Genomic DNA, 12,498 nt, shown 5'->3' with positions numbered 1-12,498 from the left:
TTCGCCTTATCCGGCCTACTCAACGGTAGGCCGGTAAGCGAAACGCCACCGGGCAGTCAGCCCGCACGAAAGTAAGGCTTATCCCCCAGAATGGTCGCCCGATGCATAATGCGCCGTTGCGGCAGATAATCAGCATTCGCGTAATGCTGCGTCACACGGTTATCCCAAATCGCCACATCATTCGGTTGCCAACGCCAGCGCACCTGAAACTCAGGTTTGGTGACGTGGGCAAACAGGAATCCAAGCAGCGCCCCACTCTCTTTCTCCGTCACATCAACAATTCGCGTCGTAAATCCTTCGTTCACAAACAACGCCTGCTTGCCGCTGACCGGATGCGTGCGCACCACAGGATGCAGCAACGGCGGATGCTTCGCGACCGCGTCCAGCCAGCGCTGGTGATCCTCATCAGAGTGACGATATTTGAATTCCTGGAAGGATTTACGGAAATCATGTTCCGCCCGCAGGCCGCTCAGCAACTGACGAAACGGTGCAGAGAGTGCTTCATATGCAGCAATTCCGCTGGTCCACAGAGTGTCTCCCCCGGTTGAGGGCAGCTCTTTTGCCGCCAGAATCGCGCCAGCGGGCGGCGTCTCAATAAACGTCACGTCGGTGTGCCAGTTGTCATTATCCGGTGGGTTATCGTTATGCGTATCCAGTACGATAATTTCCTCCACGCCCTCAGCATGCGGGTACACAGGGTGAATGTGTAGCTCGCCAAAGCGCAGCGCCAGCTCCCGTTGTTGCTGTGGCGTAATCGCCTGCTCACGCAGGAAAACCACCTGATGGCGAAGCACCGCATGGTAAAGCTGTTCAAACTGGTTATCGCTCAGCGGACGCGTCAGGTCAGCGCCGGTAATTTGCGCACCGATGTACGGCCCCAGCGGGGTAATGCTCAGACGTTCACTCATTGTACTTCTCCATGCCAGGGCGTCAGACGGCGCTGGAGCGCACGCAAACCCAATTCTAAAATAAAGGCGATAACGGCAATCACCGCGATCCCCGCCAGCACCACATCAGTCGCCAGAAACTCCCCCGCGGACTGCACCATAAAACCTAACCCACGCGTCGCGGCAATCAGTTCAGCTGCCACCAGCGTTGACCAACCCACACCCAGCCCGATGCGTAATCCGGTCAGAATTTCCGGCAATGCGCCCGGCAAAATCACAAACCACAACACCTGCACCCGGCTGGCTCCCAGCGACTGTGCGGCACGGATCCTCACCTGCTGCGCGCTATTTACGCCCGCCAGCGCCGACATCGCAACGGGGGCAAAAATCGCCAGATAGATCAGCAGGATCTTGGAGGTTTCACCGATCCCAAACCAGATCACCATCAGCGGCAAATACGCCAGCGGTGGCACCGGGCGATACAATTCAATAATCGGATCAAGTATGCCGCGCACCGTCGGGCTCAGCCCCATGGCGATCCCCACCGGGATACCGATAATCACCGCCGCCAGCAGCGCAATGACAATCCGTGTCAGGCTTGCCGCCAGATGCTGCCACAACGTGGCATCCATAAACCCTTGCGGCCCGGCAAGCGTAATGAGTTTTTGTAATACCTGCCCCGGCGGCGGTAAAAACAACGGACTGATTAACTGCAGCGCCGCCACCGCCCACCACACCGCCAGAATGACGGCCAGCGTACCGAGACTTAACGTTATCTGACGAGAAAGCGGCCAGCGCCAGCTCAGTACGCGCTGACGGGGTTTATCGTTAATCACCACGCTCATGAGAACGCCTCCCGTTGCGCAAAAACGCGGCTTAGCACGTACTCGCGCATCGCAATAAACGCGGGATCGGACTTGATGCTGCGGCTGGCTTCTCCGGCCACAAAACGGCGCGCAAAATTCAGCGGCAAACGTTCAAGCACCCGCCCTGGTCCCGGAGACAGCAACACCAGTTCGGTGGCCATAAACACGGCCTCTTCAATATCGTGGGTAATCAGCAGCACCTGTTTACCGGTCTCATGCCACAGTTTCAGCAGCAGGGTTTGCATCTGTTCGCGGGTAAAAGCATCGAGCGCGCCAAAAGGTTCGTCCAGCAGCAATAGCTGCGGATTCGCCGCCAGTGCCCGGGCAATGCCAACACGCTGACGTTGTCCACCAGAAAGCTGCCAGATATAACGTTTCTCCGCGCCCTTCAGCCCCACCTTCCTTAGCATCTCTTGTGCGACGCGTTGACGCTGCGATCTCTCGACGCCTGCCAGCTGCAGACCCAATCCGACGTTATCCTGCACGTTACGCCAGGGCAACAGGCCTTCGTTCTGGAACACAACCCCACGCTCGGCGCCTGGCCCCTCGACCTTTTTTCCGGCCAGGGTAATGCTGCCGTGCTGATACGGCACGAATCCGGCAATCAGATTCAGCAGTGTCGTTTTTCCGCAGCCAGAAGGCCCGAGCACCACCAGCAGCTCTGCGCTCTCCAGCGTCAGATTGATATCGTCCAGTACAGGCTTGCCCCCGTAGCTGGCGGTGAGATGAGAGATTTGCAGCATCGGCGCCCCCTTTATTGCACGAAGCGATCGGTAACGTACTGGCTGTAGTCCGTCGCCACGGCAGGGACTTTGCCCTGATCTTTGAGGAACTGCGCCGTATCGATAATGGCTTTGTTTACCGGCCCGGTCAGCTCGGCGGTTTGTTGTTGCGGTGTCAGATAGGTGTTGCCTTTCACCAGCCCCGGCACATCTGCTTCCGGGACGCCACTCAGGCGTGCCAACTTGCTGATATTCTCGGGCTGTTTCAACCACTCATCGGGATTGGCGATATAGGGCTGCTGCGCATCAATGGCGCTTTTCGCGAACGCTTTGACGACTTCAGGATGCTTCTCGGCAAAATCTTTGCGCACCACCCACACATCCAGCGTCGGCGCGCCCCATTGCCCCACTTTTTCAGAGTCGGTTAACACCTTGCCGTCTTTTTCCAGCGCGTTAACCGCAGGCGCCCAGACGTAGGCACCATCAATATCCCCACGCTGCCAGGCGGCAATAATCGCCGGCGGTTGCAGGTTCACAATCTCTACCTGACCGGGTTTGATCCCCCAGTGTTTTAGCGCCGCCAGCAGGCTGTAATGGGTCGTTGAGATAAACGGCACCGCAATGCGTTTGCCGATCAGATCTTCCGGTTTACTGATGTTCTTCTTCACCACCAGCGCTTCGGAGTTACCGAGCTTTGAGGCCAGCAGAAAGACCTCAATGGGCACCTGCTGACTGGCAGCGACCGCCAGCGGGCTTGAGCCGAGGTTGCCAATCTGCACATCGCCGGAAGCCAGCGCCCTGACGATGCTCGCGCCGCTGTCGAATTTGCGCCAGTCAACGGTCGCGCCGCTCGCTTTAGCAAAGGTGTTATCCGCTTGTGCCACTTTGGCCGGCTCTGCGGAAGTCTGATACGCAACGGTAACGTTCACCGCCTGCGCCTGAAATGCGATGAATGCCAGCGCGGCAACCAGTGTATTACGCGATGAAATAGCCATGTTTGTCTGCTCCCCTGTCTTGTTATGGGGGCAGTATTTCGTTGCGGTTGAATTTGATAAAGGAATTAAAAATTCTGGCTAATAGCGATCTGTTTTTAGAAAAAAAGCGGCAAAGGTTAGTGATTTTCCACAAAAACCGCGCCACGCATTTTTATTGCGGTTTTGTTACATTCGTTACATAACCGCACTCCGATGATTGCCAGTGCAGCGCTGGCAGGCATCATAGAGGCCATTATCAGGTAAGAGAGCAAGAAAATGATTCATGTTGTGCTGGTGGATGACCATGTGGTGGTGCGTTCCGGCTTTGCGCAATTACTCAGTCTCGAAGATGATCTCAGCGTCATTGGTCAGTACAGTAGCGCAGCTCAGGCCTGGCCTGCATTGCTGCGCGATGATGTCAGCGTGGCGGTCATGGATATCGCCATGCCGGATGAAAACGGTCTGAGCCTGTTGAAACGCCTGCGGGCGCAAAAACCTGATTTTCGCGCCATTATCCTCAGCATCTATGATGCGCCAACGTTTGTACAAAGCGCACTGGATGCGGGCGCCAGCGGCTATCTCACCAAACGCTGCGGCCCGGAGGAGCTGGTTCAGGCGGTACGTTCGGTGGGGATGGGTGGACATTATCTGTGTGCCGATGCCTTACGGGCATTACGCGGCGGCGAACAACCTGCACAGGTACTGGAAGTACTGACGCCACGCGAGCGCGAAGTGTTTGATCTGCTGGTCAAAGGCGACAGCGTGAAAGAAATCGCCTTTAAGCTCGACCTCAGCCACAAAACGGTACATGTCCACCGTGCGAACGTTCTCGGCAAACTACAGTGCCACAGCACCATCGATCTGGTGCATTTTGCCCTCGACCACCAGTTACTGACGGGGCATTAATGTCGCGTTCCGCTCGCCATTGGGTGATCTCCCTGTTTATTCTGCTGGCCTGGGGATCGGGCTGGTTGATGCTATGGACGCTGGGTTTTTACCTGACCCATAACGGTCAGCAGGCAGCGTTATTTCTGCCGCACGGCGTCTATCTCGCGCTATTAATCCTGCTTTCACGGCGATACTGGCCCGCGCTGGTGTTGCCGCCGATACTGATGTTGTTGTGGTTGCACAGCGAGCAGTTATTGAATGGCTACATCCTGCTGGCGGCGCCGCTGATTAGCCTGTTGCCGGCCAGTATCGGGCAATCGTACTGGCACCGTTTCCCGCTTTACTGGCAGCGATTAACGCTGTTGCTGGCCGCCGTCACCGTCACGTCATTGCTCAACACCGCACTGCTTTCCCCCTTTATCCAAAGCCCGGCAACGCTGACAGGTCTGGCTTCGTTTACCGGCGGCGTGCTGTTGACGCCGTTTGTCTATTTGATCTACGAATTCCTGCGCCAACAGCACCGATATCATTTACTCGGACTGGATACCAGCAATCCCCCGCTGCGCACGTCCCTTATCATCTGGTGCAGCCTGTTTTTCATTATCGGCATCGGTACACAGATGATTCTGTCGCCGGACATCGAGCGCCTGCTGTTGATTGTGGTATTCCTGCCAAACGTGGTGATGGCATGGAAATTCGGCTGGCAGGGAGGTGTCTTATCCGGGCTGCTCGGCAGCATGATGATCACTATCGCGCGCCAGATAGGCGTGGGATTCAGTAATCTTATCGAGCTGGAGATTTTTCTCGCCACTCAGGCGCTGCTCGGTATCGGTCTGGGGATTGCCATCAGCCGCCAACAGCATCTGGCGCAAAACCTGCACCACTACCGCCAGCGTCTGGAAGCCGAACTGACGGCGCGACGGGCGTTGACCGAACAGTTGATCCGCACCGAAGAAAATACGCGTAAGAGCCTCGCGCGGGAGCTGCATGACGAGATTGGTCAGAACATTACCGCCATTCAAATCCAGTCGCAGTTGGTCAAACGGGCGCACAATCCGGCGCAATCGCTGGAGGCGGCAAATCAAATCAACGACCTTGCCCGGCGCATTCATCACTCCACCCGTCAGCTATTGCGCCAGCTACGCCCGCCCGCACTCGATGAGCTCTCCTTTAAAGATGCGTTGCATCATCTGGTGAATGAGTTTGCCTTTGGCGAACGGGGCATTCGCTGTCGGTTTGACTATCAGCTGGACACCACACCAGAAAATGAAACCGTCAGGTTTACCCTTTACCGCCTGTTGCAGGAGTTACTCAATAACGTCTGTAAACATGCCAACGCCAGCGACGTGTCGATAGTGCTACGCCAGCAGGAACAGCATCTCTGTCTGCAGGTGGACGACAACGGCGTCGGCATTCATCCCGAAAAAATGTCCGGCTTCGGTATCCAGGGAATGCGTGAGCGCGTCAATGCGCTCGGCGGCGAACTGACGCTCGAATCACAGGGCGGCACGCGGGTAATTGTTAACCTGCCCACAAATTTACAACAAACCCGTCCTTAACCAGGAAAAAGTCTTAGTCAGTCCGGACTTTGTCTCATCCCCTTTCGGTTTCACTTTCTTATAGTCAGCAAAACGGAGACGGCTATGCACGCAGGCGCAGCAACTGAAATCAATCAACGCTACCGGGCGCTTCGTCCCCGGCTACTGATGTGCATGGTGATTGGCTACGCGGCGTTTTACCTGACGCGCAAAAGCGTCAACTACGTACTTCCGGCATTGCAAACGGATCTGGGGCTGGATAAAGGCGATATCGGCCTGCTGGGGTCACTGTTTTATCTGACCTACGGCTTATCCAAGTTTACCGCCGGGCTGTGGCATGACAGTCACGGGCAACGCGCGTTTATGGGGATTGGCCTGTTCGCCACCGGCGTCTTAAACGTGGTGTTCGCCTTTGGCGAATCCCTGACGTTGCTACTGGTGGTCTGGTCGTTAAACGGATTTTTTCAGGGCTGGGGCTGGCCGCCCTGTGCCCGACTGCTGACCCACTGGTACTCGCGCAACGAACGTGGCTTCTGGTGGGGATGCTGGAACATGTCGATCAACATTGGCGGGGCGGTGATCCCGCTGATTAGCGCCTTCGCCGCCCACTGGTGGGGCTGGCAGGCCGCGATGCTGACACCGGGGATCATCAGCATGGCGTTGGGTATCTGGCTTACCCTGCAACTCAAAGGCACGCCCCAGGAAGAGGGATTACCGACAGTGGGCGAGTGGCGACATGACCCGCTGGAGTTGCGTCAGGAGCAGCAAAGCCCGCCGATGGGGCTGTGGCAGATGTTACGCACGACGATGCTGAAAAACCCGATGATCTGGCTGCTCGGCGTGTCGTATGTGCTGGTCTATTTGATCCGCATTGCCCTCAACGACTGGGGCAATATCTGGCTGACGGAGAGCCACGGCGTCAACCTGCTCAGCGCCAACGCCACGGTGATGCTGTTTGAAGTTGGCGGTTTGCTCGGCGCACTGTTTGCCGGATGGGGTTCAGATTTGCTGTTCAGCGGGCAGCGCGCGCCAATGATTTTGTTGTTCACGCTAGGGCTAATGGTCTCTGTCGCCGCCCTGTGGCTGGCGCCGGTTCACCATTACGCGCTGCTGGCGGTCTGTTTCTTTACCGTGGGCTTTTTTGTGTTTGGCCCACAGATGTTGATTGGCCTGGCGGCGGTCGAATGCGGACACAAGGCAGCGGCAGGTTCTATCACCGGTTTTCTCGGGCTGTTCGCCTATCTGGGGGCCGCGCTGGCGGGTTGGCCGCTGTCGCTGGTCATTGAACATTATGGCTGGTCGGGAATGTTCAGTTTGCTCTCGGTTGCCGCTGTCTTTATGGGTTTATTGCTGATGCCGCTGCTCATTGCAGGCATTACCCCTTCTCTCAGTCAAAGGATAAAACAATGAAACTGACGCTTACCTCTACCCTGATTGCCTCCGCTCTGGCGTTGGCTGCCTTCAGCAGTGCAGCACAGGCTCAAGGCCGTCTGGTGGTCTATTGCAGCGCCACCAACGAGATGTGCGAAGCCGAAACCAAAGCCTTCGGTGATAAATATGATGTGAAGACCTCGTTCATTCGTAACGGTTCGGGCAGTACGCTGGCGAAAGTTGACGCCGAGAAGAAAAACCCACAGGCGGATGTCTGGTACGGCGGAACCCTGGACCCGCAGTCTCAGGCGGGTGAAATGGGTCTGCTGCAGCCCTATAAATCGCCAAATCTTGAGCAGATCATGGAGAAATTCCGCGATCCGGCAAAAGTAAAAGGTAACCTCTCATCAGCGGTTTACGTCGGTATTCTGGGCTTTGGCGTCAATACGCAGCGCCTGAAAGAGAAAAACCTGCCAGTGCCAAAATGCTGGAAAGATCTGACCAAACCGGAATACAAAGGTGAAATTCAGATTGCTGATCCGCAAAGTTCCGGCACTGCTTACACCGCGCTGGCGACCTTCGCCCAGTTGTGGGGGGAAGATCAGGCCTTTGATTACCTGAAGCAACTCAACGCTAACGTTTCCCAGTACACCAAATCCGGCATTGCCCCGGCGCGTAACGCCGCCCGTGGTGAAACGGCGATCGGTATTGGCTTCCTGCACGATTACTCGCTGGAAAAAGAACAGGGCGCACCGCTGGAGCTGATCTCCCCTTGCGAAGGTACCGGTTATGAAATTGGCGGCGTCAGCATCCTGAAAGGGGCGCGTAATCTCGAAAACGCCAAACTGTTCGTTGACTGGGTACTGTCAAAAGACGCCCAGGAGCTGGCATGGAAGAAAGGCAAATCCTATCAGATCCTGACCAACACCACCGCTGAGACCTCGCCCAACTCACTGAAACTCGATGACCTGAAACTGATCAATTACGACATGGATAAGTACGGCTCTACCGATGTGCGTAAAGCCTTGATCAACAAATGGGTCAGCGAAGTGAAGATGGGTAAATAAGCCTGCATTTGCGATCATTTGCCGGGTAGCGGCGTAACGCCCTGCCCGGCCTGAAATACCGGAACCGCTTATGTCACACACACTTGCACTCCATCCCGTGAAAAAACGGGATGCGATATTTCTTTGGGTTTTGCTCGGCTGGCTGGCGTTTGCTCTGCTGCCAAGCTGGAGCCTTGACTATGGCCTGCTGGAATCCACACGCGACGAGATCCTCGACGCCTACGGCTGGTCACATCTCAATATTAGCTGGCTGTGGTATCTGTTGCCGAGCCTGCTGCTGGTACGCCCGTTCCATGAAGCCCGGCGCGACCAGCGTAGCCGCCACTACCTGGACGCGGGCTGGGCGCTTTTCTGTATGGCCTTTATTGTCGCCAGCGCCACCCTTGAGGGACGCGGCTTAGGCTACGCGACCATCGTACTGTTTGTCGCGCTGGGCGCCATTATGACCCTGGCGTTAACTCGCCTTGAATGGCTGGGCGGCGACCGTTTCGTCATCGGTTCACTCACCGCCATTGTCGCGCTGATCGGTATTTTTATCGTCTGGCCGAGCATCGCTATTTTTATCCCGATGTTCACCAACGACACCGGGGAATTCGCCCCGCTGGCGTTTATGAATGTGCTGTCGCAGGCGCATATCATTCAGGTGATCATCAACTCGATCATGCTGTCGATTGCCGTCGGCGTCGGTTGTACCTTCTTCGGGCTGGTGCTGGCGATCTACACCACGCGTATCGCCAGACGCAGCGCCATTATTGGCCGTATCTTCTCGATTCTGCCGATCGTCACGCCACCGTTTGTTGTCGGCTTAGGCGTCACCTTAATGATGGGGCGCTCCGGTTACGTCACCGAATTAATGGTGGAGTGGTTTGGGCTGACTAACACCAACTGGCTGTACGGTTTTACCGGTATCTGGCTGGCGCAGGTGCTGGCCTTTACCCCGATGGCATTTATGATCCTCGACGGCGCGATCAAAACCATTCACCCGTCGCTGGAAGAGGCGTCGTACACCCTGCGCGCCAGCCGCTGGCAAACCTTTAACGGCGTATTTGTCCCGCTGCTGAAACCGGCGCTGGCCAACGCCTTTTTGATCGTCGTCGTGCAATCGCTCGCCGACTTCAGTAACCCGCTGGTACTCGGCGGTAACTTCGACGTGCTGGCGACGCAAATCTACTTCTACATCACCGGTTCACAGCTTGATTATCAGGCCGCCAGTACGCTGGGCGCATTCCTGCTGCTGTTCTCACTGCTGGTGTTCTGCGTGCAGTATATGTGGATCGGCAAACGTTCTTACGTCACCGTTTCCGGTAAATCGTATCGCGGCGACGTGCAGCCGCTGCCGGTCACGCTGGTGTGGAGCGTGGTGGCGATTCTGGCGGTATGGATTGCCTTTAACGCCCTGCTCTACGGCAGCATTTTCTACGGCAGTTTCACCGTGAACTGGGGCGTGGACTACACCCTGACGCTGGATAACTTTATCAAGCTGTTTGGTCAGGGCATGAGCGACGGGGCATGGCCTTCACTGCTCGACACCCTCCTCTACGCTGGCATTGCCGCGCCGATCACCGCCATCTTCGGTCTGTTGATTGCGTGGATAGTCGTGCGCCAGCAGTTCAAAGGTAAGAAAACCATCGAGTTCACCACCATGCTGTGCTTTGCGGTACCAGGCACCGTGGCGGGCGTATCGTACATTCTGGCCTTTAACAGCGCACCGGTGTACCTCACCGGTACTGCGGCCATCGTCATTATCTCAATGGTGATGCGTAACGTCCCGGTCGGTATTCGCGCGGGCATCGCAGGCTTAGGGCAGATTGATAAATCACTCGATGAAGCCTCTCTCAGCCTGCGCGCGGGTTCACTGCGTACCATTACGCATATCCTGCTGCCGCTGTTGCGCCCGGCTATTCTCTCCGCGCTGATCTACAGCTTCGTGCGCGCCATCACCACCGTCAGCGCCATTGTGTTCCTCGTGACGCCGGACACCCGCGTCGCCACCGCTTATATCCTGAACCGCGTGGAAGACGGTGAATACGGGGTGGCTATCGCCTACGGTTCGATCCTTATCGTGGTGATGCTGGCGATCATTTTCATCTTTGACTGGCTGATCGGTGAATCACGTACCTCCCGTTCAAAAGCCAAAAACCAGGCGTAATGGAGCGCACTATGACTCAGAAAAATTTCGTTGAACTGCGCAACGTCACCAAACGATTTGGCAGCAACACGGTTATCGACAATATCAATCTCACCATCCCACAGGGGCAAATGGTCACGCTGCTCGGCCCTTCCGGCTGCGGCAAGACCACCATTTTGCGCCTGGTCGCCGGGCTGGAAAAACCAAGCGAAGGGCAGATTTTCATTGATGGCGAAGACGTCACTCATCGCTCTATCCAGCAGCGTGATATCTGCATGGTGTTTCAGTCCTACGCGCTGTTCCCCCATATGTCGCTGGGCGAAAACGTCGGCTATGGTCTGAAAATGCTCGGCGTATCGCGCGCAGAAGTGAAAGCGCGAGTGAAAGAGGCGCTGGCGATGGTGGATCTGGAAGGATTCGAAGACCGTTATGTTGATCAGATCTCCGGCGGGCAGCAGCAGCGCGTGGCGCTGGCGCGTGCGTTAATCCTCAAACCGAAGGTGCTGTTGTTTGATGAACCGTTAAGTAACCTCGACGCCAACCTGCGTCGCAGCATGCGCGATAAGATCCGCGAACTGCAAAAGCAGTTTGATATCACCTCGTTGTACGTGACCCACGATCAGAGCGAAGCGTTTGCGGTTTCTGATACCGTGCTGGTGATGAACAAAGGGCATATCATGCAAATTGGCTCACCACAGGATCTCTACCGTCAGCCAGCATCGCGCTTTATGGCGAGCTTTATGGGCGACGCCAACCTGTTTCCGGCGGCATTTAGCCAGGACACTGTCGATATCTACGGCTACCGTCTGCCACGACCGCTGCATTTTGCCACGCAGGGTGAAGGCACCGTCGGCGTACGCCCGGAAGCCATAACGTTGAGCGATCGCGGCGAGGAGAGCCAACGCTGTGTGATCCAGCACGTCGCCTATATGGGGCCACAGTATGAGGTGACCGTCGTGTGGCACGGGCAGGAGATCTTATTACAGGTTAACGCCACGCGCCTGCAACCGGACGTCGGCGAGCACTATTATCTCGAAATCCATCCGTACGGCATGTTTGTCCTGGCCGATGCGGCGTGAAGATTGACCGGGCCTTCCAGCCCGGTCAATCTTCAACAATGGGCTTTCAACCCGGCAATATCCTCAGGCGTGGTGCGACAGCACCCGCCAATCAACCGCGCGCCTGCCGCCCGCCACTGCGGCAGATAATCCGCCAGTCGCGCACAATGTTCACGGTGACGATGCCAGGTTTTGCTCGCTGCATCATAATGCTCGCCTGAGTTCGGATACACCACCAGCGGCAGCGATGTTAAGCCGTGTAAATGCTGCAATGCGGCGGTGGCGTTTTCCAGCGCAATACAGTTAATCCCCACCGCCACGACTTGCGGGTAGTGACTTAAAAACGCCACGACTTCGCGCAGCGGCGTACCGTCACTCAGATGTTCGCTGTCACGCAGAGTGAAAGAAAACCATGCCCGCGCACGCGGCCAGGCAGTCAGCAACGCCGCCAGAGCCTTGATCTCAGCAAAATTCGGCAGGGTTTCACAGGCCAGCAAATCCGCGCCGGCATCCAGAAGCGCTTCCACCCGCGAACGATGAAACGCCTGAAATTCCTCGGCGCTACGTTGGTAATCGCCACGGTACTCTGAGCCATCCGCCAGATATGCGCCGTAAGGTCCGACGGAGCCCGCCACCAGCAGTGTGCCCGCCTGCGGGTTCTCCGCCAGCCAGGCCTCGCGCGCTTTACGCGCCAGCTCCACGCTCTTACCGATCAACGCCCGCGACTGCGCCTCATCCAGACCCAACGCAGCAAAACTGGCTGGCGTCGCCTGATAGCTGGCGGTAATCGCGCACTGCGCCCCCGTCCGGAAGTAATCCAGATGCACTTCGCGAATCAGCTCCGGGTTCTCTACCAGCACCCTGGCAGACCACAGACTATCGGCTAAGTGACAACCGCGCGCTTCCAGTTCCGTCGCCAGTGCGCCATCCAGCAACAAAAAGTCCTGCTTATCAAGGAGGGCACGTAACGGATTATGCTGCGACATGTTCTGGCTCCTG

11 protein-coding genes are annotated in these 12,498 nt (G+C 56.7%); 6 read left to right on the top strand and 5 right to left on the bottom strand.

Annotated elements, in window-relative coordinates; translation table 11 throughout:
• Nucleotides 1–56: 56 nt before the first annotated feature.
• From tauD to tauA, 4 genes are read right to left on the bottom strand one after another with little or no spacing between them, the layout of a single operon-like run.
• Nucleotides 57–908 carry a taurine dioxygenase gene (gene tauD, locus N7268_RS10625; protein WP_260862871.1) on the bottom strand — a complete coding sequence of 284 codons (852 nt, stop codon included), beginning with the start codon at nt 906–908 and terminating at the stop codon, nt 57–59.
• Nucleotides 905–1,732 carry a taurine ABC transporter permease TauC gene (gene tauC / locus N7268_RS10620; RefSeq protein ID WP_260862870.1) on the bottom strand — a complete coding sequence of 276 codons (828 nt, stop codon included), beginning with the start codon at nt 1,730–1,732 and terminating at the stop codon, nt 905–907. Before tauC ends, tauD begins: the two co-directional genes overlap by 4 nt.
• On the bottom strand, nt 1,729–2,496 hold the full coding sequence (tauB, locus tag N7268_RS10615) for a taurine ABC transporter ATP-binding subunit (protein ID WP_260862869.1): 768 nt from the start codon (nt 2,494–2,496) through the stop codon (nt 1,729–1,731). Before tauB ends, tauC begins: the two co-directional genes overlap by 4 nt.
• A gap of 11 nt (nt 2,497–2,507) precedes the next feature.
• A complete protein-coding gene (gene tauA / locus N7268_RS10610; RefSeq protein ID WP_260862868.1) occupies nt 2,508–3,470 on the bottom strand; it encodes a taurine ABC transporter substrate-binding protein in 963 nt (320 codons plus the stop codon).
• 255 nt (nt 3,471–3,725) lie between these two features.
• Between tauA and N7268_RS10605 the strand changes: the two genes are divergently transcribed.
• The 6 genes from N7268_RS10605 (at nt 3,726) to fbpC (ending at nt 11,520) form a co-directional block, all read left to right on the top strand.
• Nucleotides 3,726–4,355: a response regulator transcription factor gene (locus tag N7268_RS10605; protein ID WP_198905170.1), complete on the top strand. Its 630-nt coding sequence runs from the start codon at nt 3,726–3,728 to the stop codon at nt 4,353–4,355.
• Nucleotides 4,355–5,896 (top strand): MASE1 domain-containing protein, encoded by a 1,542-nt coding sequence (locus N7268_RS10600; protein ID WP_260862867.1) that lies wholly within the window; start codon nt 4,355–4,357, stop codon nt 5,894–5,896. Before N7268_RS10605 ends, N7268_RS10600 begins: the two co-directional genes overlap by 1 nt.
• Nucleotides 5,897–5,956: 60 nt before the next feature.
• Complete coding sequence (uhpC, locus tag N7268_RS10595; RefSeq protein WP_260863546.1) at nt 5,957–7,285, top strand: MFS transporter family glucose-6-phosphate receptor UhpC; 1,329 nt, start codon at nt 5,957–5,959, stop codon at nt 7,283–7,285.
• On the top strand, nt 7,282–8,313 hold the full coding sequence (locus tag N7268_RS10590; RefSeq protein WP_260862866.1) for an ABC transporter substrate-binding protein: 1,032 nt from the start codon (nt 7,282–7,284) through the stop codon (nt 8,311–8,313). The genes uhpC and N7268_RS10590 overlap by 4 nt, the downstream gene beginning before the upstream one ends.
• A gap of 70 nt (nt 8,314–8,383) precedes the next feature.
• Nucleotides 8,384–10,462 carry an ABC transporter permease gene (locus N7268_RS10585; RefSeq protein WP_260862865.1) on the top strand — a complete coding sequence of 693 codons (2,079 nt, stop codon included), beginning with the start codon at nt 8,384–8,386 and terminating at the stop codon, nt 10,460–10,462.
• Nucleotides 10,463–10,473: 11 nt separating this feature from the next.
• On the top strand, nt 10,474–11,520 hold the full coding sequence (fbpC, locus tag N7268_RS10580) for a ferric ABC transporter ATP-binding protein (RefSeq protein ID WP_260862864.1): 1,047 nt from the start codon (nt 10,474–10,476) through the stop codon (nt 11,518–11,520).
• Nucleotides 11,521–11,552: 32 nt separating this feature from the next.
• Here fbpC and mmuM read toward each other — a convergent pair whose 3' ends face one another.
• Entirely contained in the window at nt 11,553–12,485 is a 933-nt protein-coding gene (gene mmuM / locus N7268_RS10575; protein ID WP_260862863.1) for a homocysteine S-methyltransferase, read from the bottom strand.
• Nucleotides 12,486–12,498 lie beyond the last annotated feature (13 nt).

The organism is Citrobacter sp. Marseille-Q6884 (genome assembly GCF_945906775.1).
Taxonomy (GTDB): Bacteria; Pseudomonadota; Gammaproteobacteria; order Enterobacterales; family Enterobacteriaceae; genus Citrobacter.
The sequence above is the reverse complement of the archived record's forward strand: the minus strand, read 5'-3'. Positions and strand labels throughout refer to the sequence as shown.

Excerpts from the sequence above, each read along its gene's own strand:
- tauB (WP_260862869.1), bottom strand. The coding sequence starts at position 2,496 with ATGCTGCAAATCTCTCATCTCACCGCCAGCTACGGGGGCAAGCCTGTA.
- N7268_RS10590 (WP_260862866.1), top strand. The coding sequence starts at position 7,282 with ATGAAACTGACGCTTACCTCTACCCTGATTGCCTCCGCTCTGGCGTTG.
- fbpC (WP_260862864.1), top strand. The coding sequence starts at position 10,474 with ATGACTCAGAAAAATTTCGTTGAACTGCGCAACGTCACCAAACGATTT.
- tauD (WP_260862871.1), bottom strand. The coding sequence starts at position 908 with ATGAGTGAACGTCTGAGCATTACCCCGCTGGGGCCGTACATCGGTGCG.
- N7268_RS10585 (WP_260862865.1), top strand. The coding sequence starts at position 8,384 with ATGTCACACACACTTGCACTCCATCCCGTGAAAAAACGGGATGCGATA.
- N7268_RS10600 (WP_260862867.1), top strand. The coding sequence starts at position 4,355 with ATGTCGCGTTCCGCTCGCCATTGGGTGATCTCCCTGTTTATTCTGCTG.
- tauC (WP_260862870.1), bottom strand. The coding sequence starts at position 1,732 with ATGAGCGTGGTGATTAACGATAAACCCCGTCAGCGCGTACTGAGCTGG.
- N7268_RS10605 (WP_198905170.1), top strand. The coding sequence starts at position 3,726 with ATGATTCATGTTGTGCTGGTGGATGACCATGTGGTGGTGCGTTCCGGC.
- mmuM (WP_260862863.1), bottom strand. The coding sequence starts at position 12,485 with ATGTCGCAGCATAATCCGTTACGTGCCCTCCTTGATAAGCAGGACTTT.
- tauA (WP_260862868.1), bottom strand. The coding sequence starts at position 3,470 with ATGGCTATTTCATCGCGTAATACACTGGTTGCCGCGCTGGCATTCATC.